Source organism: Bacillus sp. USDA818B3_A, assembly GCF_009928415.1.
In the GTDB taxonomy this organism is placed as follows: domain Bacteria; phylum Bacillota; class Bacilli; order Bacillales; family Cytobacillaceae; genus Neobacillus.
This window is the reverse complement of record NZ_JAABNN010000020.1, coordinates 38,803-59,082: the sequence shown is the minus strand read 5'-3', so window position 1 is coordinate 59,082 and position 20,280 is coordinate 38,803. Positions and strand designations below refer to the sequence as shown.

The window sequence follows — 20,280 nt, the reverse complement described above, 5'->3', positions numbered from 1 at the left end:
GTGGTTACAAAATGCATCTTTTCCATGCGATGTTATTTTTACTTGCAGCTATGAGATGGGGAGATTGGAAAAATTGGAGGAGTTATTACCCTACCATCTTGTTTTTTATTGGTGGCGACCTTTTGAAGAACACTTTATTCCATGACCATCGTATGTGGGAATATCAAGAAACGATATTTGGAGAGAAAATATTGTTTGGACATTTAGTCATCAATTTCCTTGTCATGGCAGTTATTTATCCCTCTACAATCATGATTTATCTAGGGGAATTTCCCGTTGATAAGGGTAAACGAATCTTTTGGATTCTTTTCTGGGTCCTCATTTACAGTGCGATGGAATGCATTAATCTTCACTATAAAGTGATTAAGCATTATTACGGATGGAATATTTGGTGGTCAGTGATTTTTGATTTTGTTATGTTTGTCATTTTGAGAATCCATCATACTAAACCACTGCTAGCTTGGGCATTTTCCATTACGTGGCTTATTATTTTATGGAATATATTTGATTTATCCCATAACTTGTTGAAATAAGGGGAGTTTATGAATATAGCCATCATATCATCCATCACTATACTAATTCTCATATCTTTTTGTGTTATGCCAAAAAAATTGCATATGTTTGAGATTATTTTTATTTGGCTTGTTGTATGGCTGCTCATGCACCCGCTATCTTGGATTATATATGTGAATTTAACTTGGATAAAAGTATCGACGAAATTAGCGGATTTTTGGACTTATGCCTTTGATCGATTAATTCTTTTTCCGCTTTTGATTGTGCTCTTTTTTGAGGCCTCGTTGAGATTCAATCGAAAATCTGCGAAATGCTCCATTCTTTTCGTGGCCATATTTATTTTAATGCTTAATGAATACGGTTTGCTCAAACTAGGAGTTCTTCATGATGTGAAGTGGAATATTGTCGCTTCTTTTATTGAAAAGTCATTTATTTTATTCGTTTCTTATTTTTTATGGATGCTATTTAGGAAAAAATTTATTTAAGAGGAGTTTTGGTACCCATGTTTTTATACTTACCGAAACACTTTGATGAAAATGAATGGTTCATAATAATAGTTCTGGTTGTGAGTATTTTTTTGGTAAGACTGCCCAAAAAAATGCCCACCGAAGTTTCTTACTTAATCGTCCTATTAAGTGTGGCAATTCCAAACATCATCGACCATAGCATTGCTGCCATATCTCCTTATGATGTATATCGAATAAATGATTCGGAAAAGTATGAAGTGTTTGATATTGTATTAAGCGGAGTGTATGCTCCATTTGGCTATCTTTGTGTTTATTTTTATGAATGGTTTAGACCGATGAGAATGAAGATTGTACTTTATATTTTATGTTGGTCCCTCGTTGCGATTTGTTTTGAATTTGTCATTGTAAGATTGCATATCTTTACATATCACGGTTGGAAATTGGTGTATTCTTTTCCCACCTATTTGCTAGTTATTTCTTTATTCTTATTCTATTATGAGTTCCTTCTTTACTACCACAAGAAAAAGTTTGGTATTCAAACATCATTATAAAAACACTTAAGTTTTATTTCCTTGTATCAAAATATCAGAATAAATTAATTTATTAAACACCATAATTTCTGGGGAAAGCTTTCCTTAGATTTAGGGATTGATTGCAATATCTCTTCCGATCCTGGACTCCATAGAAAAATGGGGGTATTCTAAGAACTAAAACCTTCAAAAGGAGTGTTGATTTTGACCATAAAAACGATTACGCCAAAAGAACTTGAAGCGAGACTGAAAGGAAATGGCCAAACTTACATACTTGATGTCCGTGCAGAGGACAAATACAATGATTTTCACATTGAAGCTCCTAAGATTAAAAGTTTTAATATACCAAAAACGACGATTTTTGAACTAGAGGAAAAGAGAGTTGAAGAAGTCGCATCATTACCTAAAAACCATGAAATCGTAGTAACCTGTACAACAGGAAACTCTGCCAAAAAATGTGCCACAATCTTGTCTGAAAAAAACTATAATGTCACATTGCTAGAAGGCGGCATTACTGCCTGGAAAGAGTATCTACATACACAAAAAAGAAATTAACATGCATCATCAGGAATTAGAAAGGTTTTTTAATTTGAAATTGAGAGGGATTCTATGGAAGCAAATTTTATGGAGAGTTTAAATTTAACCATTGATCAAAACCGCCTTTGGAACCAATTAATGGCTCTAGGAAAAATAGGAGAAGGAGATAATGGCGGGGTTACTCGGAACTCATTTGATCAAAAGGATATCGAAGCACGAAAATGGTTTCTAAAACTTTTAGAACAAGCGGACTTATCGCCTTATATGGACGCAGCTGGAAATATCTTTGGGCAAATAATCGGTAAAAACCCAGAATTACCTGCCATTCTTATAGGTTCTCACCTGGATACCGTGAATTCAGGCGGTCGTTTTGATGGAGCCATGGGTGTTCTGATGGGTGTTGAGGTCCTTTGTACATTGAAAGACAAAGGAATTCAACCTGATCGAACGATAAAGGTTGTATCCTTAACAGATGAGGAAGGAGCTCGTTTTGATTATGGTTTTGTAGGCAGCACCGCTTTGGTCGGAACAGAAGGTGCGGAAAAATTGAAGGAAAATTTAGCTTTAGCAACAGATAAAGATGGGATCTCCTATCTTGAGGTCATGAGGAAAGCCACTCTAGAGGGGGAATATTTTAATCAGATTAATCCAGACCGTCTAGAACAAGCTAAGTTAAGTAAGAGGGAAGTAAAAGCTTATCTTGAAGTACATATTGAGCAGGGAAAAGTGTTAGAAAATAAAGATTTAGCTGTTGGAGTCGTTACGGGAATCTCTGGCGGAGAATGGGCGGAAGTAACGATCACAGGTGAAGCAGGACATGCAGGAACGACCTGGATGAAAGAGAGAAAAGATGCTTTAACAGCTGCAGCCGAATGTATACTAGCGATTGAGAAAATCGCCCAGGAAAGTAACGGAAGTGTCGCAACAGCAGGAAAATTGGAAGTCAAGCCCGGAAGCAGTAATGTCATTCCCGGGAGAGTGGATTTTACACTGGATGTTCGGGATATAGCGAATGAGCGGCGTGAAAATACGGTTACGAAAATCTATGATTCTATCCGGGCCATAGCTGCAAACCGAGGGTTAAAGTGTGAAATTAGGCAGGTTCAATCGGTATCATCTGTGATGAGTTCGCCGGTCGTGATGAACGCAGTAAAAGATTCTCTTCAAGAATTACAGTCTCCTGTGTATGAATTACCAAGCGGGGCTGCGCATGATGCGATGGTGATGGGAGAACTCACAGATATTGGCATGATTTTTGTAAGAAGCCAGAATGGCATTAGTCATCATCCAGATGAGTGGAGTTCGTATGAAGACGTGGCCCTTGGGTGCGAGGTACTATTCAGGACAACATTAAAACTTTTATAAATGTAATATAAAAATATTCAACCATACTTCAAAGAAAGCAAATGGAACGTGTGCTTTCTTTTTAGTATCAGATATAAAGTCCTGTTACATAGAAAGAGGTAATCGTTTTAGCGATTTCCTCAACAGAATGATGTTGTTCCTTTCGGACAATTTCCCATAAATACATTTCATTTGTAAAAAACCAACTTCGTGCGACGATCTCATGATTTAATTCGGACCTAGCCAATCCGGTCTGTTGTACATAGGCGATGTCCTGTGAAATTCGCTGAATAAATTTTTCCCGAATGGTTTTCCATCTATCAGATACTAAAGGAGAAATTCCAATGGCCTGTTCAAAGACCTGCATCATATCTTGTTCAGCCTCTGCCATTAATAGAAAAGATTTGGCTTGTTGGTAGATGATTTCTTCCGCTTCTTGTTTTACTTTTGGGTGAAAGGAGGTCTCTGCGATTGTAAAAAAAAGCTGCATGACATCCTCCATTAATACAATTAAGAGATCTTCTTTTCCTTCAAAATGTACATAGGCAGTTCCATATCCGATGTTCGCTTTTTTAATCATTTGGGAAATGGTCGCTTTTTGGTACCCTTCCCTGAGAAAAACCTCTTTGGCAGCCTCTAATAATTTCTGCCTCGTTAACATCGATCGTAAATGTCGTTTATCCTCCACATGATCTTGCTTCATTATTATTCCTCCACACACTCATCTCATAATATTAGAATATAGGTATTATTCAAAAAAATAAAGGGATCTAATTAAACTAATCCTTCTTTCAAAAAATAATATTGACTTAGTGTCATATTCATTCAATAATAATACTGACATGATGTCAATATTATTATTGAAAGCGTTTTACAAAACTATTCTTTTAATTGCAAAGGGGAGAATCATGATGCTAGAAGGTTTAGATTACGCGAAAGAATTGGATAAGGAAGATTCCCTTAGACATTTTCGAGAAGAGTTCTATCTAAAGCCTGGAACCATTTATATGGACGGGAACTCATTAGGACTTCTTTCGAAAAGAGCGGAAAAGACTCTATTAGAATCCTTAGAGGATTGGAAAGAATATGGGATTGATGGCTGGACACAAGGGAAACATCCATGGTTCTTTATGACAGAAGAGTTGGGCGAGAAGCTTGCACCGATAGTGGGAGCCTCAGCTGAAGAAGTCATGGTCACGGGTTCTACAACCGTCAATCTCCATCAGTTGGTATCCACATTTTATAAACCGGAAGGACTGCGCACGAAAATTCTAGCAGATGAACTAACCTTTCCAACAGATATTTATGCGCTTCAAAGCCAGTTACGCAACCACGGATATGATCCCGATTCGCATCTCATTCGTGTGAAAAGCCGTGATGGCCGCTTTTTAGAAGAGGATGACATTATTGAAGCGATGAACGACGACATTGCTCTGATCATCCTGCCTACGGTCCTTTACCGCAGCGGTCAAATTTTAGATATCAAACGATTAACCGCTGAAGCACATAATAGAGGTATCTTAATCGGATTTGATGCATGCCATTCGGTTGGCGCGATTCCCCATTCTTTTAGTGAGTGGGACGTTGATTTTGCCTTTTGGTGTAATTATAAACATTTAAATGGGGGCCCAGGAGGTGTTGGAGGCTTATTTGTAAATCGAAAACATTTTGGGGAAATTCCTGGCTTGGCAGGATGGTTTGGTTCTAAAAAAGAGAAACAGTTTGATATGGAGCATACATTCACACCAGCTCATTCAGCTGCAGCATTCCAAATAGGAACCCCTCATATTTTAAGTGCAGCCCCTTTGTTAGGGTCATTAGAAATTTTTACAGAAGCAGGCATTGAAAATATTCGTCAAAAGTCTCTTAAACTAAATCAATATTTAATAGATTTAGTTGAAAATGAGCTAAAGGACATGGGATTTTTCGTTGGTACACCAAAAGAAGACAACCGCCGTGGCGGGCATATAAGCCTTGAGCATAAAGAAGCAGCAAGGATATGTAAATCCTTAAAAGAAAATGGTATTATTCCAGATTTCAGAGCACCGAATATCATTCGTCTTGCACCAGTTGCCCTTTATACCTCCTACGAGGAAGTTTGGACTGTGGTACAATTACTCAAGACTATTATGAAAGAGAAGCAATATGAAAAATTTGAGAATGAACGTGAAATCGTAGCCTAAAAGGGGGATGTATATGGAGGACAAAAATGCTCAACGGAAGAGTGGAAATGCCAAAGAAAAGGGATTAAAGCGAGAACTAAAAACGAATCAGCTTACGATGATTGCCATGGGGTGTGCCATAGGAACTGGCCTTTTTCTGGGCAGTGGTATGGCCATTAGTACGGCAGGACCCGGTGTAATACTCAGTTATGCAATAGGTGCATTGATTGTCCTACTATTAATGGGGTGTTTATCGGAAATGACGGTAGCGCATCCTACGACCGGATCTTTTGGCACGATTGCAGAAAAATATATTAATCCGTTTACAGGCTATCTTGTCCGATATTCCTATTGGATCGCAAACGTTCTTGCTGTGGGAGTAGAGGTAAGTGCCATTGCTGTTTATATGAAGTATTGGTTTCCACATGTGCCTGGAATCGTTTGGATCGTCCTATTTGCGCTAGTCCTCATTTATATTAATGCCACAAGTGTAAATGCTTTTGGGACTTTTGAGTATTGGTTCTCCATGATTAAAATAAGTGCCATCGTTGGTTTTATTCTCCTTGGAGCCTATGTTTTTTTAGGCGGGCATGCAGAACCGAATATGGGACCAAAAAACTTAGTGAATGACAGGGGTTTTTTACCGTTCGGCTGGTGGGGAACGTGGGTGGCTGTTTTTATTTCTCTTTTTAGCTTTTTAGGAACAGAATTAATAGCGGTCACAGCGGGTGAAGCGAAAGACCCGGATGTTGCCGTGCCAAAAGCGTTGAAGGCAACACTTTTCCGTTTATCAGTCTTTTATATCTTGACGATTGGCATCATGTTAATGATTGTTCCTTGGAGCTCAGCGGGAGTGGAAGAAAGTCCATTTGTGAAAGTAATGGAGCTATTAAATATTCCTGGTGCATCCGGAATCATGAATTTTGTTATTTTAACTGCTGCCTTATCAGCGATGAATAGTCAATTGTATGCTTCTACCCGAATGATGTTTTCACTTTCCCAAGGAAATCAAGCACCAGCCGTTTTCGGGAAATTAAGCAAAAAAGGGGTTCCTCTTGGGGCACTGGCCATTTCTACTCTAGGAATTTTACTTGCAGCAGCGGTAAATGCCTTATTACCAGATTCCTCTTATGCATTTATGATGGGAATTTCTATGTTCGGTGCTATTTTCACATGGTTTATGGTTTTTGTTTCACACTTGTTTTTCAGAAAAAAATGGGAGAAGTCAGGCGGCAGAAAATTGCCTGTTAAAATGCCCGGGTTTCCATATTTAACAATAGCAGGAGCAGTCCTTCTCCTGAGCTTAATGATCACCACCTGGTTTACTGATTTTAAAATCATGCTGCAATTCGGTATCCCATGGTTACTGTGTTTAACTGCTATCTATCCTTTTTTTAAAAAAAGAACAATGAATCAAAATCCAACAGATGAAATTAATGAGAAAATTAACTAACTCTTTAATAGTAAGGATTACGTATTCCACGGCAATTTAACTGAAAAGAATGGGGCGTTATCATATGAATACAAATGAAAAAGGGACAAACCCAAAGCTAGAGGGAAACATTCAAACAAATTTCCAAGAATCCATGTCATATGGGGATTACCTTCATCTCGATCAGATTTTGTCCAGTCAACATCGTTTATCTGGTCACCATGATGAAATGTTATTTATCATTATTCATCAGGCAAGTGAATTATGGATGAAATTAATTATCCATGAATTGACAGCAGCGATTGATTGTATAAGCCGAAACGATTTAGAACCATCATTTAAAATTCTATCGCGTGTTTCCAGAATTCAACAGCAATTGATTCAGTCGTGGAGTGTTCTTTCTACGTTGACCCCTTCAGAGTACTTGGAGTTTAGGGATAAGCTGGGTCAATCATCAGGTTTCCAGTCTTATCAGAACAGGTTGATTGAATTTGCATTGGGGAACAAGAATGTCCACACTTTAGCCGTCTATCAACATCAAACAGAGCTTTATGAACAAATGCAGGAAGCACTAAATACACCAAGTATTTATGATGCGGCCATAAAGGCTCTTGCTGCCCGTGGAATACCTGTCGATTCAGAAGTGCTTAATCGAGATGTATCGAAAAATTATGAACCAAATGACAGCGTGGAAGAAGGATGGCTGACCGTTTACCGTAATGTGGGACAATATTGGGACTTATATGAGTTGGCAGAGAAGCTAATTGATATCGGCAATCAGCAAATGTTATGGCGTTTTAATCATATGAGTACGGTGGAAAGAATCATTGGCCACAAGCAAGGAACCGGGGGATCATCGGGTGTCAGCTATTTAAAGAGAGCGCTGGATCATCACTTTTTCCCAGAACTGTGGAGTTTAAGAACGAAACTATAACATAGCAGCATTTTTATTTAAAAAAGAGCAAAGTAAAGAAATGGTAGAAGAGATGGAGGTAGTTTGCATGAGTGAGTGGATTGATATTTCACAACGACTGAATGAAAAGGTCGCTGTTTGGCCAGGTGATACTCCTTTCTCCTATAAACTAACGTGGAATAAAGAAGAGAGTGGCTCAGTCAATGTTGGGCAAATCACCATGAGTACCCATACCGGCACGCATATAGATGCCCCTTTTCATTTTGATGATGATGGGAAGAAAGTGATCGATCTCGATGTGAATTTATACATTGGCAGGTCTAGGGTGATCCATTTGCCCAATAAGCCATCCATCGGAGTCAAAGAATTATCTGATTTCGAGCTAACAGGGGTCACTCGTTTATTAATCAGGACAGATGCATGGACCAAACGGCAGCATTTCCCGACTGTTATCCCTAGGATTGAACCCGAATTAGCGTCGTATTTAGCAAAATTTGGAGTCCGTCTGATTGGTCTCGACTTGCCGTCAGTCGACCCCATCGATAGTAAAGAGCTTTCGGCACACCATGAACTTGCCAATCATGGAATCCATATCCTTGAAGGTTTGGTGTTAGACAACATCACTCCAGGCGACTATGAACTAGCAGCTCTCCCGCTTGCACTCGCTAATGCTGATGGGAGTCCGGTCCGTGCAGTGGTGCGGAAAATTTAGTAGATTTACAGTTTACCAAATACCTTAAAAGGCTAGCCAAGCAAGGCCGCCATGTACTCAACCATCCTACTTAGGGTGGTTTTTTTGAGTTTTCCTAAGTTTGTCTAACTAGCCTGAACTTCCGGAGCAGGTTTAAATTATATTAAAATTACTGTGAAAATGGGAACGCAAATATAAATATTTCTGCTTATAACTTAGTCAACTGGGTATATATTCGATATCAATTAAAGGAGGGAATATAATGGACCACATTAAAGCAATCATTATTAAACTGGTGATGATTACTGTTGTATTAGGAATTATTCTTACTGGTATTTTTGACGGAGAATTTAGTGATACTCTCTGGATAAGCGTTGTCTTAACTGTTCTAGCTTATGTTATTGGTGATTTGTTTATATTCCGAAAAGCAGGTGACGATTCCGACTACACAAAAAGAAACATCACCGCAACTCTAGCCGATGCGGTATTAACCTTTGTTATTGTTTATTTCATGGGAAAAGATATTTTTGCTGGTGACAATGACATGTTTGAAGCAGCCCTGCTTTCTGCTATTGTGGTTGGTATAGGGGAATGGTTCTTCCACAGGTATCTTAATAACAACGTATTTGATGAGAAACCTAACCATCATAGCACCGCATCCTAATAAAAAGGGACTCTCTGAAAGTCCTTTTTACTGATTTGAACATCGCACTAACCACCATCGATCGCACAATGAAGGGGAAAATATAGAGCTAAAATAGGCAAGTTTTTATAAACTACTTGCGTATTTTGGCTCTTTTTATATTCAAAAAAGATACTGCTATTTATAGCATTTTTTAATTGCTACTTAACACTTTTTGAATTTTTACATAGGTTATACCAAGGAATCGAAAGGAGGTAAAAATAGATGGCTGATGGTGTAGGTTACGGCAGCGGATTTGCCTTAATTGTTGTTTTGTTTATTTTATTGATTATTATAGGTGCTTCTTTTTGTGGTGGTTGGTATTAAGATTTAGTTAATTTTGTTTTATTAAGGATCTTTTCGTAAACTTGTTTTTTTTGGACCTAAATAAGGGTCATAACTTAAGATTGTAGGCAATTTTCGCAAATGTTTTTACGGAAAGATGCTACTGAGGATATAGTTATACGGGTTGATGAACTTATACGATAAACAACAATCGTTGCGAAAATAGCCTTAAGTAAAGAAAGGAGAATTTTATATGTTTGGATATGGTGGATGTGGATGCGGTTACGGCTATGGCTACGGATCTGGTTATGGGGGCTGCGGAAACACCTTTGTTTTAATTGTAGTATTATTTATCCTTTTAATTATTATTGGCTGTTCTTGTTTTTATTAGTTAAGTAGGAGAGCTCCTTCACTTAAAGGACCTTTTTTTATTTATGAAAAACTAACAGCTGTGAACGGTAGATAATCTGTATGCCTAGTTGATGTTTATTATTTATGTACCCGCACGGAATAAGCAATTAGGCATATTTTATTGTAAGCCTCCAATACAGACGGATACATTGGATGCATACCTCCTAAAGAAGAAAGGAATCAAATGCCTTTCTTCTTTGTATTTTTAGGGCAGGTAAAAGTTTTATTCGCTAATGCGGCTCTACTTAGTGTGTAGATTCTCCCGACCGGAGGTTGGTGTGGAGGTAATTTTAGTGTGTGGTAAGCTAATTGAAAGTGTGGATGTATTTCCTAATAGTTTTTTACATTTGAAAGACTTCGTTCTTATTCATTGTTGAGTTCGAATAGGTATGGAAATTCATAGGCGGAGAATTTCCGGCTAATGTATATAGAGATAGCTTAATAAGCAGATATAAGCGGAGAATTTCTGATTAACTACGTTAAACAAGACAAAATCCAAAGATTTGGAATATATAAACGGAAAAACTTCCTTTATATTCAATGAAATAGGGGTATTTCCCGTTTTAAATGGAATTTTTCCGTTTATTTTTCAAACACAGTGAATTTAACAATTAGTAATTACATAGCCTTGATAAAAAACAGCGCCTGTCCACCATCTGGAGACAGGCGCATTTTTCATAAAAGATATCCATCTTTGGACTAGGTTCATAGGATCTTAAAGACATGCTACACGGTGCCGGGAAGTAGAATACCGCTCCACCCGCTTACATCGCATTGGCCATATTCATTATCACCCACAGCCACCACCGTGCCGTCCGATTTAAGTCCAACAGTATGAGCACAGCCCGCTGTAATGGCGACAATATCCTGCCAATCACATACATTACATTGGCCATACTCATTCCAGCCCACAGCAATCACCGTACCGTCCGATTTAAGTCCGACGGTATGATTACTACCCACAGCAATCGAGATAATATCTCTCCAGCCGATAACATTGCATTGGTCATGTTTATTAAAACCCACAGCCGTCACCGTGCCGTCCGATTTAAGGCCGATAGTATGAAGATAACCCGCCGCAACTGCCACAATATCGCACCAGCTGCTTACATTGCATTGGCGATACCGATTATTACCCACAGCCGTCACCGTGCCGTCTAATTTAAGTCCGATGGTATGCCAGTCTCCCGCGGCCACCGACACAATATCCTGCCAGCTGTTAACATTGCATTCACCTTCCTTATTTGGACCCACAGCAACCACTGTACCATCAGAAACAAGCCCAATAGTATGACGCCAGCCTGCGGCCACTGCTACAATATCGCGCCAGCCACCTACATCGCATTGGCCATGTTGATTCCACCCCACAGCCATCACTGTACAATCCGATTTAAGTCCGATGGTATGAGCATTTCCCGTGTTCGTCGCCATATGGACATTACCCGCCGCAATCTCTACAATATCGTACCAGTTGCTAACATTACATTGGCCAGTTTTATTATCACCAACAGCTGTCACTGTACCGTCCGATTTAAGCCCAACGGTATGACGACGACCCGCCGCTATGGTATTTTTATGCCGCCTATTCAACTTTAACAACGCTTCTTTCGGTAAGATGTAATCCATGTTCTACCTCCTTGAATACAAGCAACCATGCAGATACGAAATGTGAATATATATGTAACTTTAGAGTGTTATAGTATGGTATAATTATCCAAAATAAAGGGGGTTTGGATATGTCACAGAATATACTTTTTTCAATATTTCCACTTGTGAGCTTTCTTTTTTATCTTGTTCCTGTTGTGTTTATTATATGGTTTTTAATAAAAATTCTAAAGATACAGCAGGAAAAGAACAATATCTTAAAATCTATATCTGAAAAACTAGATAACCTGAAAAATTAAAAACCAGGAGATTATTCAATATACATAAATGATAGGAAATGTCTTCCGGACAACCGATGGCATGAACAACAATTGTTCATGCTTTTTTTAACATAAATAGGCTAGGAGCATAAACTAAATCTAGAATTGCAGACTTTATTCTATCGGGGGGATTGTGATGAGTAAAAAGGATCGCATATTTGAAAAGGAAGGGCGGAAGTTTCCCGGAGCGACCTATTCAGAGGTAGTATTGGCACCTGCATATGAGCATGCCAAGCAAACTTTCCTTGAGCCGATGCTCGCCATCCATAAAGCCCACCTGATTATGCTGGTGGAACAAGGTCTGTTACAGGAGAGTGCAGCGTCCAAAATTTTTGCAGGAATCAACACGATTGATAAAGAGACCATTCTGCAATCCACCTATGATGGACAGTATGAGGATCTGTTTTTTCTTGTAGAAAGCCAAATTATGAAAGTTGCAGGCGAAGTGGGTGGGAGTTTGCACCTTGCACGGAGCCGAAATGATATGGGTGTGGCCATGTACAGAATGGTTCTTAGGGAAAAGATACTAGTCGCCGTTGAGGCGCTGCTTTCCTTTCAAGAAACACTTTTGAAAGTGATTGACACCTATAAGGAAACCATTGTCCTCGGACATACACATACACAGCAGGCCCAGCCGATGACGTTCTCTCATTATCTCTTAGGAATGTATGATGTCGTTGACCGTGATTTAAAAAGACTAAAGGCGGCCTATGATACATGCAACGTGAGTCCCCTCGGTGCGGCGGCCCTCACAACAACCGGTTTTCCGATTAACCGTAAGACTGTCGCCGAGCTTTTAGGATTTCCGAACATCATTAAGAGTGCCTATGATGCGATTGGCGGTGCCGATTATTTAGGGGAAATTGCCACTGCAATCCAATTAGCCTTTATTAATCTCGGCCGATTTTCACAAGATCTTCTTTTATGGTCCAGTCAAGAATTTTCAGCAATTCGAGTGGCAGATCCCTATGTCCAAACGAGTTCCATTATGCCGCAAAAAAGAAATCCTGTCTCACTCGAGCATATTCGTGCCTTAAGCTCAAGCGGGATTGGAAATGCCCAAACCGTCCTTCAAATGTTACATAATACACCATACGGAGATATAAACGATACCGAAGATGACCTTCAGCCGTATTTATGGAAGGGCCTGCATCTTATCGATCAAGTTTTTCGGTTAACAAAAGTGGTGGTAGGAACAATTGAAGTGAATGAAGAATTGTTAAAAAGAAGGGCCCAAGAAAGTTTTGCGACAATTACGGAATTAGCCGACACTCTGTTCAGGGAAGCAAACATCCCGTTTCGAACCTCTCACTCCGTAGCCAGTCAGGTAGTGAAAATCGCCATGTCAAGAGGATGGAATGCTACACAGGTTACCTCTGTACTGGTTGATGAAGCAGCAAATGCAGTTATCGGACATCCGTTGAATGTACCGGAGGAGATCATTCGTACAGCAATGGATCCCAAACATTTTGTTAAAATTCGATCGCTTCCTGGCGGACCAGCACCCGAGGAAATGAAGCGGGCGATTATGGAAAGAGAAGCTAGTCTGCACCACAATATTTCTTTACAACATAGTGAAGTTAAGAGAATTAAAGTTTGTATGGAAAAACTAGATCAACTAACAAGCAATTGGGACAAAACGGATGAAGACAAGAATTAAGAACGGTTATTAGAAATAATCAAAAAAATTCAAGGTGATATAACAATGACAATCTTTCAAAAAAACTTAGAAAAAATTAATGGTAAGACAAAATTAGTAGGATTACTTGCTACACCAATAGGACACAGTTTATCACCTAGAATGCATAATTTAGGATATACCTTGAAGGGTTTAAACTACGCTTATCTTGCGTTTGAAGTAGGGAATGAAACGCTCGAGAAAGCGGTAGAAGGAATGAGAGCTCTAGATGCAGCTGGGTTCAATGTATCCATGCCAAATAAAATGGAAATCATTCAATATTTGGATGAACTAGATGTAAGCGCTAAATATACTGGTGCGGTAAACACGGTGGTAAATAAAGATGGCAGGTTAATTGGATATAATTCAGATGGAAAAGGGTATGTGAAGAATCTTGAGGTACACGGGGTAGAGTTGAATAATAAAAAAGTGACATTAGTTGGATCCGGGGGCGCTGCCACACCTATCGCCATGGAATTAGCCCAGTCGGGTATTAGCGAAATCAGTATTTTTGCACGTAAAGATAAATTCTTCCACCAAGCTGAAAAGAATGTAGATAAAATTAACAATGAAATGAAAGATTATGGTGTTAGAGCAAATATCTTTTCACTAGAAGATAAGAAGACTTTCCAACGTGAAGTGGCAGAAAGTGCTGTACTAGCAAATGGTACAAGTTTAGGGATGAAGCCTTTTGATCACTTAAGTATCGTGGATGATCATTTAGGGGTACTGCGTGAAGGATTAGTCGTAACAGATGTTGTGTATAATCCTCACAAAACCAAACTATTAAAGTTAGCAGAAGAGGCCGGATCAACAGTCATTAATGGGTTAGGTATGATGCTGTGGCAGGGTGCCATTGCCTTTAAACTATTTACGGGTGAAGATATGCCCATTGAAGAGATTAAAAAAATCATGTTTGACTAAGTATTGTGTTCACAAAGAGGGCTTCTTGGAGTCAAAAGCCAGCTAAAAACCTCCAGAAATGCCCTCATGGATCGTGATTTAACCTTGTTGGTTTTCTATATATATTCACCCTAAAGGGTATTTATTTAACAGTATAACGAAGTTTCAGTTATCAAAAATTATAGGTCAGTTAGCTGAAACAAACTGGATAAATTCGCGAACGGCAGGTGAATTGTGTTTCTGCTTTTTGGATATCAACCCTAAATTCCAAGGAAAGCTTGGATTAATGATGGGAATCACTTTGATTAAATCTTGGTCGACTTTTTTTGCCATCGGTTTTGGGCAAATCGCAATCCCTAAGTTTTCAGCGATCATTCCATTAATAAAACCCCACTCTGAGATTTCGTAAGCAATTTTCGGAGGAAAACCTGCTTTTAGACATTCTTGAATGATAAGATCATGTATAAATTCTTGCTTGAATAGAATAAAAGTTTCATTTTTTAACTCTTTCATTTCAACTTCTTTTCTCTCCGCTAATGGATGGGAATGATGAACAAAAAGAGACAATTCTTCATTCACAAAGGGGACAACTTCAAATTCCTTTTCATCCACCGGTAAGATAACCACACCGAGATCTAATATTCCATCTTTGACATCCTGTTTAACCTTTTTTGAATCATCTTCAAAAATCTTGATTTTGATATCAGGATATAGATTATTAAATCCCTTAATGATAGTTGGAAAATATAAAAAACCAATGATTGGCGGAATGCCAATTTTTATTTTTCCCTTTTTTAAGTTCAATAAATCATAGAGGTGGACTGATAGATCATTAAGGGATTCCAAGATCTTTTCTCCTTCCGCTAAAACAATTTCCCCTGCGTCTGTTAATTCAATTTTCTTTGCAGACCGATCAAAAAGCTCAATATTTAATTCTTCTTCTAAGTTTTTGACTACCTTACTTATAGTGGATTGTGACAAATGGAGGGAATTAGAAGCTTGGGTAAAACTCTTGTATTTGGCTACTTCGATAAAGTAAGTGAGGTGACGTATGTCCATGATTGTTATCTCCGATCTATGAAAAATACGCATGATTCGCATTCCAATTATCTATTTTACCCATAATTAACTCAGATGTATACTAGCCTTGTAACATTCAAAGGGGTGACACAAATTGTCTAGTAATGAAAAGTTAAGTGCAAAAGTAGATATTGATTTTCCTGATTTTACCAAATTGCCTGAGCAAGTAAGGCAAAGATATGAAAGCTTACCAACAATAGTGAATTTTTTCCTGATGATGGGATATAGCCCAGGTACCTGTGTGGAAGTAATGGATCTAACCGACGCCATTTTTAAAAAGCTTACACTATCCGATTACCATAAAGAACTTCTGATTCTGGAGGTAGCAGGGCATGAAGGCTGCGAATATGAATGGGAACAACATGTATCCATTTCCCAAGCGGCAGGGGTGCGTGAAGATCAATTCGTCGCCATCGCTGAACGACGCTTTGATGATAATGATGCTTTCTCAGTACGGGAACAGGCCTTGTTGCGATTTGGAAAGTTTATACTTGAACAAGGTAAAGCGCCGGCTGTTGTATTCAAACACACACTTGAACAATTCTCCCTTGAAGAATTGGCGGATGCCATGATTGTCATTGGTTATTACAAAATGTTATCAACCTTTATCCAAACTTTTAACATTCCTATTGATGCGCAGGAGAACGGAAACTGGATCAAGGGGTAAGAGAATAGAAAAGTAAAATTTACAGTTAGAGAATGGGAGGAACGTAATCATGAGTAAAAAAATTGGATTTGTAGGATTAGGAACCATGGGCTTCCCGATGGCAGTTAACTTAAAGAAAGCTGGTTTTGAGGTCATTGGTTATGATGCCTTTAAAGGTATTTACGAGAAGGCAAAAGCTGCAGGAATAACAATGGTAGAGACTTTAAAAGAAGTGGCGGAACAAGCGGACGAAGCAATAATATCCATGGTTCGTGACTATGATCAAAATGTGGACATTATTTTTGGTCAGTACGGTCTAGTATCCGGCCAACCTAAAGATAAAACCATTATTGTTATGAGTACACTTGACCCTGATACCATGAATCAATTAGGCAAAAAGGTGGAAGAAGAAAGTGATTTGAGATTAATTGATGCGGCAGTAAGTGGAGGGGCTTCAGGAGCCCAAGCGGGAACATTATCGATTATGACATCAGGTCCAGAGAAAATCGTGAAATCCTTCCGACCATACTTTGAGGCGATGGGATCAAATATTTTTTACTATGGGGATCAAACAGGCAATAGCCAAACAGCAAAATTAATTAATAATCTTATTCTCGGCATCAATATGAATGCTGTCGCTGAAGGACTTAAATTAGCGAACCACTATAACTTACCTCAAGAGGAGTTATTGAACTTACTTCAAGTTAGTACAGGTGATAGCTGGGTAGTTAGAAATTGGAGCGATGTTTCTGAATGGACCGCAGACACCGCCTTGTCTGTTCTACTTAAAGACTTAAAAGCGGCCTACAACCAAGGGGTTAAACATAATATATCCTTACCATTCAACGCTCTATCATCCACACAGTTATTTGACGCAATGGGAAAAGAGAAACCAAGAGCCTAAGAATGGAATAAAGATTTAATTGGAAGGGGGACCACGACTATTGATGGTCCCCTAATAACTATATAAAAATCAATAAAATACAATTTAATGACTTCCAACTTTAAAAGAATATTATTTTATAGACAAACTTACATCTTTATTTTTGCGGTTTTTGACCTCATCCATCTTTTTGTAAAAGCTTTCTTCCAGATCAATTTCAAAGTAATTGGCAAATTTAATAATATAGGCTAAGCAATCAGCTAATTCCTTACCTAACTCATCCTTTGCATTTTCTTTCGCTAAATCAAAAGCTTCACTTTCATCCATTCCGTTTAAAATATTGCTATTGGTAAAATTAAAAGCTTTTCTAAGTTCTTCTGCGACTTCGGCTACTTCAGTTGTTAAGAGCATATAGTTGTTCAAAAGGGAAGCTCGTGTTGTCTCATAACTTTCATTATTGATTTCCCAGTTCATTTCTTCATGATATTTTTTTAAGAACTTCTGCATTTCCTTCATTGTGGCACCTCTTACAAAATGATAATTATAAATATTAGATAAATAGATAACAAAGAGTTCAAGGTTTATTATAAATTTAAAGCGCAAAATTGGCTGTCTCAATGTTTTTTTAGGGTTAACAATATAAAATTAAAAATCAGCAAGAAAAAAGACAATACCTAAAGAGGGTATTATCTTTATTTTTCATTATCTAGGATTATGGATTTAATAGGCTATAATGGATCAAAGTAACTCAACGGAGATAAATGGAATGTCCTACAACAAGACAACCCTTTTTTTGCAGTTATTTAATTCAATTCAACCGTTTCATTAACATCTGTCGATTCAGAACTTTGCCCAGTCATGCGTTTATACATAAAGGCAATTTTCTTCGTGAAATTACCGGTTTCCCAATATTCGGCTGCTTCCGCTTTTACTTTTATCAAGACAACGTTAGGATCATCATAAGAAGTTTGCATAATTTTCTCATATACTTTACTCCACAATTCCTTTTTCTTGTCTAAATCCTCTACGATTTCCGCTCGTCCACGGACGGAAACATAGGATTTACCTGCATAACTCACATTAACATCTTGATCGTGTATAATTTCTTCATATTTATCAGTCTCTTTTTTAGTGAAAAACCATAAGTCACCATCAAACTCCACTTCTTGTGTTTTCATAGGGCGAGAAACAAGCCCTTCTTCAGATAATGTAGTCAGCATGGCCGTGTCTACGTCTTTGATTAACTCTCTTAATGTTTCGATTTCTTCTTGTTTCATCATGTTTCATCACCTCATAGTGTTATTAAAGGTATATTACCCTTTACAAATATCATTAATCCTTGTTCTCAAGATTCTCGGGAACTTCCTTTGGTAAAGGCTTCATTCATGTTGGAAGAGGGGTTCACATCTATTATGTAATTTATGAATGCTGTGTGAAAACAGGAATCTATATGGTAGAACATATAGATGATCATCAATAACACCGACTCATTCCCATTGGATTGCTAGATATAGCAAAAAGATGATCAATAATAATCATTTGAACCCTTTAATTAGTTGTTAATGTGGACTCATGCTGTCGCTTTTTCCTCATAGGAAATTCATGTATTCAACCCACTTTATTTTTTTCACCAATAAACTCAAAACAAATCGGTTTCATTTGAATCATTCCTATTTGGTGCTATTCATATAGTTGTATCCAACCATTTGCAGGCTTACAAGCATTTAAATACGTAGGATGAGGGGTTGGCAAGACATGACAGATAAATATTTTGAGTAGGAAGAGGTTAGTGACAAAGTTTGGATCCAATTTGTGTATATAAATAATCATTCCAACTAACATAATGGTAAAAGTTGAAGACGAAATTCTTCCTTTAGCCATATTAGGATTAATGAAATAGTAACTTAAGTGAAAAATAGCCAGCCGGAACCCCAGGCCCAGTCATTTTTACTTGGGTTTTGACAGTTCAAATTCTCACAAGATTTTTCAACGTATCATTTTCAATTTGATATCTTTGGTTTTAATGTAGTTATTCAAAATAAATTCCATAATTTCAAGCTGTCGTTTAATGGCAAAACCTCTATCCGCGGATTCATTTGCCAGCAACTACGTTTTGAATGGTTTTATATTATCGATATAAGATGTTCTATATGAATTTTTTTAGTGGTTTGCATTTTGAACATTTTTTTCTTTGTTAAAATATTTATTCTAGCCTTACAATGGTCTGTGGTTCCAATAATTTGTCCGACAAATTCCGAAAGGTTCTGTAATGATCTTTTGCGGAATTGATAGTATTCTAGATATGGAAATATGAAGCGCAACTACTAAAAGAGAAAGGTCAAGATAAATGAATAATAATTATCAGACTTGTAATAATGTTACAAAGATATTCTTAAATGACTCTTCGAAAAACTTGACCGGAGAAGTTATGATTGATTCAAGTGATTTGGAAAAAGTTAAAGGATTCCCTAATACATGGAGATTGCAACACTTGAAAAATAGAGCGGAAGTTAGGGGAACATATAAAGGAAAAGAATAAGGAAATAAAACGATTCTACTATTTAGATATAGAACTCAGTTTGAATAGTACAACTGATCGAGTGAATGCAATTATCTCAGTACCTGAAGATAAAATTGTGCGATCAAATTTTGGAAGGGATATAGAGCTTGATTTAAGTACAAGGGATAAAGAATGTAAAAATCATATGTTTCCTTTGAATATTGTTTTTGATCCAATTGATAGTCAAATGTGGATGAATGATTACCAAAAGTATTATAACTACGACCCAGTTATATTACAAAAGTATGCTCAGTTTTTTGCTGAGGTTCTGGTTCCTATTCAAAGTTTTAAAGTTCCGGTGATTTCATTGAATAAAGATACCCCTAAAGAAGCTGTCTGCCAGGTATTCGAGAATGTTAATACAGGTGGAGTCTCATTAACTGTGTTTGAATTAATTACAGCTACCTTTGCAGCTGATAATTTTGAACTAAGGAAAGATTGGGAAACAAGATATAAAAGGTAAGTGAAAAATCCACTTTATCTCTTTCAAACCAGAAAGAAGCTATCTTATCTGTTGTCTCGTCGACGGATTTTTTAACTGCAATTACCTTATTAGACAGATACTACATAAAAATCAACGGTGGGGAAGCAATAAGCTGTAAAAAGCGGGATGTATTAAAACTTTCCTTATCAAAATA

General features: G+C 37.7%; 21 protein-coding genes. 16 read left to right on the top strand and 5 right to left on the bottom strand.

Going from position 1 to position 20,280, the window contains the following annotated elements:
* Positions 1–11 precede the first annotated feature (11 nt).
* The 4 genes from GXK58_RS22105 (at position 12) to GXK58_RS22090 (ending at position 3,412) form a co-directional block, all read left to right on the top strand.
* Entirely contained in the window at positions 12–533 is a 522-nt protein-coding gene (locus GXK58_RS22105; protein ID WP_160725350.1) for a CBO0543 family protein, read from the top strand.
* Positions 534–1,015: 482 nt separating this feature from the next.
* A complete protein-coding gene (locus GXK58_RS22100) occupies positions 1,016–1,531 on the top strand; it encodes a hypothetical protein (RefSeq protein WP_160725349.1) in 516 nt (171 codons plus the stop codon).
* A 183-nt stretch (positions 1,532–1,714) separates the two neighbouring features.
* On the top strand, positions 1,715–2,065 hold the full coding sequence (locus GXK58_RS22095; protein WP_160725348.1) for a rhodanese-like domain-containing protein: 351 nt from the start codon (positions 1,715–1,717) through the stop codon (positions 2,063–2,065).
* Between the two features lie 54 nt (positions 2,066–2,119).
* A complete protein-coding gene (locus GXK58_RS22090; RefSeq protein ID WP_160725347.1) occupies positions 2,120–3,412 on the top strand; it encodes a Zn-dependent hydrolase in 1,293 nt (430 codons plus the stop codon).
* A 67-nt stretch (positions 3,413–3,479) separates the two neighbouring features.
* On the opposite strand, the gene GXK58_RS22085 is transcribed toward GXK58_RS22090, so the two are convergent.
* The gene (locus GXK58_RS22085; RefSeq protein ID WP_160725346.1) at positions 3,480–4,094 is read right to left on the bottom strand and encodes a TetR/AcrR family transcriptional regulator; all 615 of its coding nucleotides are present in this window, start codon (positions 4,092–4,094) and stop codon (positions 3,480–3,482) included.
* 205 nt (positions 4,095–4,299) lie between these two features.
* On the opposite strand from GXK58_RS22085, the gene kynU reads away from it, so the two are divergent.
* The 7 genes from kynU to GXK58_RS22050 all read left to right on the top strand — a co-directional run bounded on the left by kynU (position 4,300) and on the right by GXK58_RS22050 (position 9,947).
* The gene (gene kynU, locus GXK58_RS22080) at positions 4,300–5,574 is read left to right on the top strand and encodes a kynureninase (protein ID WP_160725345.1); all 1,275 of its coding nucleotides are present in this window, start codon (positions 4,300–4,302) and stop codon (positions 5,572–5,574) included.
* A 13-nt stretch (positions 5,575–5,587) separates the two neighbouring features.
* Positions 5,588–7,006 (top strand): amino acid permease, encoded by a 1,419-nt coding sequence (locus GXK58_RS22075; protein WP_160725344.1) that lies wholly within the window; start codon positions 5,588–5,590, stop codon positions 7,004–7,006.
* 64 nt (positions 7,007–7,070) lie between these two features.
* The gene (gene kynA, locus GXK58_RS22070) at positions 7,071–7,919 is read left to right on the top strand and encodes a tryptophan 2,3-dioxygenase (protein WP_160725343.1); all 849 of its coding nucleotides are present in this window, start codon (positions 7,071–7,073) and stop codon (positions 7,917–7,919) included.
* Between the two features lie 67 nt (positions 7,920–7,986).
* Positions 7,987–8,610, top strand: coding sequence for an arylformamidase (gene kynB, locus GXK58_RS22065; RefSeq protein WP_160725342.1), 624 nt, complete (start codon positions 7,987–7,989; stop codon positions 8,608–8,610).
* A 241-nt stretch (positions 8,611–8,851) separates the two neighbouring features.
* Positions 8,852–9,253, top strand: a complete 402-nt coding sequence (locus GXK58_RS22060) for a YndM family protein (protein ID WP_160725341.1) — start codon at positions 8,852–8,854, stop codon at positions 9,251–9,253.
* A 243-nt stretch (positions 9,254–9,496) separates the two neighbouring features.
* Positions 9,497–9,598: a YjcZ family sporulation protein gene (locus GXK58_RS22055; protein ID WP_160725340.1), complete on the top strand. Its 102-nt coding sequence runs from the start codon at positions 9,497–9,499 to the stop codon at positions 9,596–9,598.
* A gap of 211 nt (positions 9,599–9,809) precedes the next feature.
* A complete protein-coding gene (locus GXK58_RS22050) occupies positions 9,810–9,947 on the top strand; it encodes a YjcZ family sporulation protein (RefSeq protein WP_160725339.1) in 138 nt (45 codons plus the stop codon).
* 746 nt (positions 9,948–10,693) lie between these two features.
* On the opposite strand, the gene GXK58_RS22045 is transcribed toward GXK58_RS22050, so the two are convergent.
* Positions 10,694–11,593, bottom strand: coding sequence for an RCC1 domain-containing protein (locus GXK58_RS22045; RefSeq protein WP_160725338.1), 900 nt, complete (start codon positions 11,591–11,593; stop codon positions 10,694–10,696).
* A gap of 435 nt (positions 11,594–12,028) precedes the next feature.
* Here GXK58_RS22045 and argH point away from each other — a divergent pair, with 435 nt between their 5' ends.
* Both argH and aroE read left to right on the top strand, forming a co-directional pair.
* Positions 12,029–13,552: an argininosuccinate lyase gene (gene argH / locus GXK58_RS22040; RefSeq protein ID WP_160725337.1), complete on the top strand. Its 1,524-nt coding sequence runs from the start codon at positions 12,029–12,031 to the stop codon at positions 13,550–13,552.
* A 45-nt stretch (positions 13,553–13,597) separates the two neighbouring features.
* Positions 13,598–14,494, top strand: coding sequence for a shikimate dehydrogenase (aroE, locus tag GXK58_RS22035; RefSeq protein WP_160725336.1), 897 nt, complete (start codon positions 13,598–13,600; stop codon positions 14,492–14,494).
* A 165-nt stretch (positions 14,495–14,659) separates the two neighbouring features.
* On the opposite strand, the gene GXK58_RS22030 is transcribed toward aroE, so the two are convergent.
* Positions 14,660–15,532: a LysR family transcriptional regulator gene (locus GXK58_RS22030; protein WP_160725335.1), complete on the bottom strand. Its 873-nt coding sequence runs from the start codon at positions 15,530–15,532 to the stop codon at positions 14,660–14,662.
* Between the two features lie 115 nt (positions 15,533–15,647).
* On the opposite strand from GXK58_RS22030, the gene GXK58_RS22025 reads away from it, so the two are divergent.
* Positions 15,648–16,220 (top strand): carboxymuconolactone decarboxylase family protein, encoded by a 573-nt coding sequence (locus tag GXK58_RS22025; protein ID WP_160725334.1) that lies wholly within the window; start codon positions 15,648–15,650, stop codon positions 16,218–16,220.
* 49 nt (positions 16,221–16,269) lie between these two features.
* Positions 16,270–17,103 (top strand): NAD(P)-dependent oxidoreductase, encoded by an 834-nt coding sequence (locus tag GXK58_RS22020; RefSeq protein ID WP_160725333.1) that lies wholly within the window; start codon positions 16,270–16,272, stop codon positions 17,101–17,103.
* A gap of 111 nt (positions 17,104–17,214) precedes the next feature.
* Here GXK58_RS22020 and GXK58_RS22015 read toward each other — a convergent pair whose 3' ends face one another.
* Positions 17,215–17,598: a MazG nucleotide pyrophosphohydrolase domain-containing protein gene (locus GXK58_RS22015; RefSeq protein WP_160725332.1), complete on the bottom strand. Its 384-nt coding sequence runs from the start codon at positions 17,596–17,598 to the stop codon at positions 17,215–17,217.
* A gap of 287 nt (positions 17,599–17,885) precedes the next feature.
* A complete protein-coding gene (locus GXK58_RS22010) occupies positions 17,886–18,362 on the bottom strand; it encodes a pyridoxamine 5'-phosphate oxidase family protein (protein ID WP_160725331.1) in 477 nt (158 codons plus the stop codon).
* Positions 18,363–19,661: 1,299 nt separating this feature from the next.
* Between GXK58_RS22010 and GXK58_RS22005 the strand changes: the two genes are divergently transcribed.
* The gene (locus GXK58_RS22005) at positions 19,662–20,105 is read left to right on the top strand and encodes a GmrSD restriction endonuclease domain-containing protein (RefSeq protein ID WP_237389749.1); all 444 of its coding nucleotides are present in this window, start codon (positions 19,662–19,664) and stop codon (positions 20,103–20,105) included.
* Positions 20,106–20,280 lie beyond the last annotated feature (175 nt).

Excerpts from the sequence above, each read along its gene's own strand:
- argH (WP_160725337.1), top strand. The coding sequence starts at position 12,029 with ATGAGTAAAAAGGATCGCATATTTGAAAAGGAAGGGCGGAAGTTTCCC.
- GXK58_RS22050 (WP_160725339.1), top strand. The coding sequence starts at position 9,810 with ATGTTTGGATATGGTGGATGTGGATGCGGTTACGGCTATGGCTACGGA.
- GXK58_RS22105 (WP_160725350.1), top strand. The coding sequence starts at position 12 with ATGCATCTTTTCCATGCGATGTTATTTTTACTTGCAGCTATGAGATGG.
- GXK58_RS22015 (WP_160725332.1), bottom strand. The coding sequence starts at position 17,598 with ATGAAGGAAATGCAGAAGTTCTTAAAAAAATATCATGAAGAAATGAAC.
- GXK58_RS22075 (WP_160725344.1), top strand. The coding sequence starts at position 5,588 with ATGGAGGACAAAAATGCTCAACGGAAGAGTGGAAATGCCAAAGAAAAG.
- GXK58_RS22020 (WP_160725333.1), top strand. The coding sequence starts at position 16,270 with ATGAGTAAAAAAATTGGATTTGTAGGATTAGGAACCATGGGCTTCCCG.
- GXK58_RS22060 (WP_160725341.1), top strand. The coding sequence starts at position 8,852 with ATGGACCACATTAAAGCAATCATTATTAAACTGGTGATGATTACTGTT.
- GXK58_RS22010 (WP_160725331.1), bottom strand. The coding sequence starts at position 18,362 with ATGATGAAACAAGAAGAAATCGAAACATTAAGAGAGTTAATCAAAGAC.
- GXK58_RS22055 (WP_160725340.1), top strand. The coding sequence starts at position 9,497 with ATGGCTGATGGTGTAGGTTACGGCAGCGGATTTGCCTTAATTGTTGTT.
- GXK58_RS22045 (WP_160725338.1), bottom strand. The coding sequence starts at position 11,593 with ATGGATTACATCTTACCGAAAGAAGCGTTGTTAAAGTTGAATAGGCGG.
- kynA (WP_160725343.1), top strand. The coding sequence starts at position 7,071 with ATGAATACAAATGAAAAAGGGACAAACCCAAAGCTAGAGGGAAACATT.
- GXK58_RS22030 (WP_160725335.1), bottom strand. The coding sequence starts at position 15,532 with ATGGACATACGTCACCTCACTTACTTTATCGAAGTAGCCAAATACAAG.
- kynB (WP_160725342.1), top strand. The coding sequence starts at position 7,987 with ATGAGTGAGTGGATTGATATTTCACAACGACTGAATGAAAAGGTCGCT.
- kynU (WP_160725345.1), top strand. The coding sequence starts at position 4,300 with ATGATGCTAGAAGGTTTAGATTACGCGAAAGAATTGGATAAGGAAGAT.
- GXK58_RS22100 (WP_160725349.1), top strand. The coding sequence starts at position 1,016 with ATGTTTTTATACTTACCGAAACACTTTGATGAAAATGAATGGTTCATA.
- GXK58_RS22085 (WP_160725346.1), bottom strand. The coding sequence starts at position 4,094 with ATGAAGCAAGATCATGTGGAGGATAAACGACATTTACGATCGATGTTA.
- GXK58_RS22090 (WP_160725347.1), top strand. The coding sequence starts at position 2,120 with ATGGAAGCAAATTTTATGGAGAGTTTAAATTTAACCATTGATCAAAAC.
- aroE (WP_160725336.1), top strand. The coding sequence starts at position 13,598 with ATGACAATCTTTCAAAAAAACTTAGAAAAAATTAATGGTAAGACAAAA.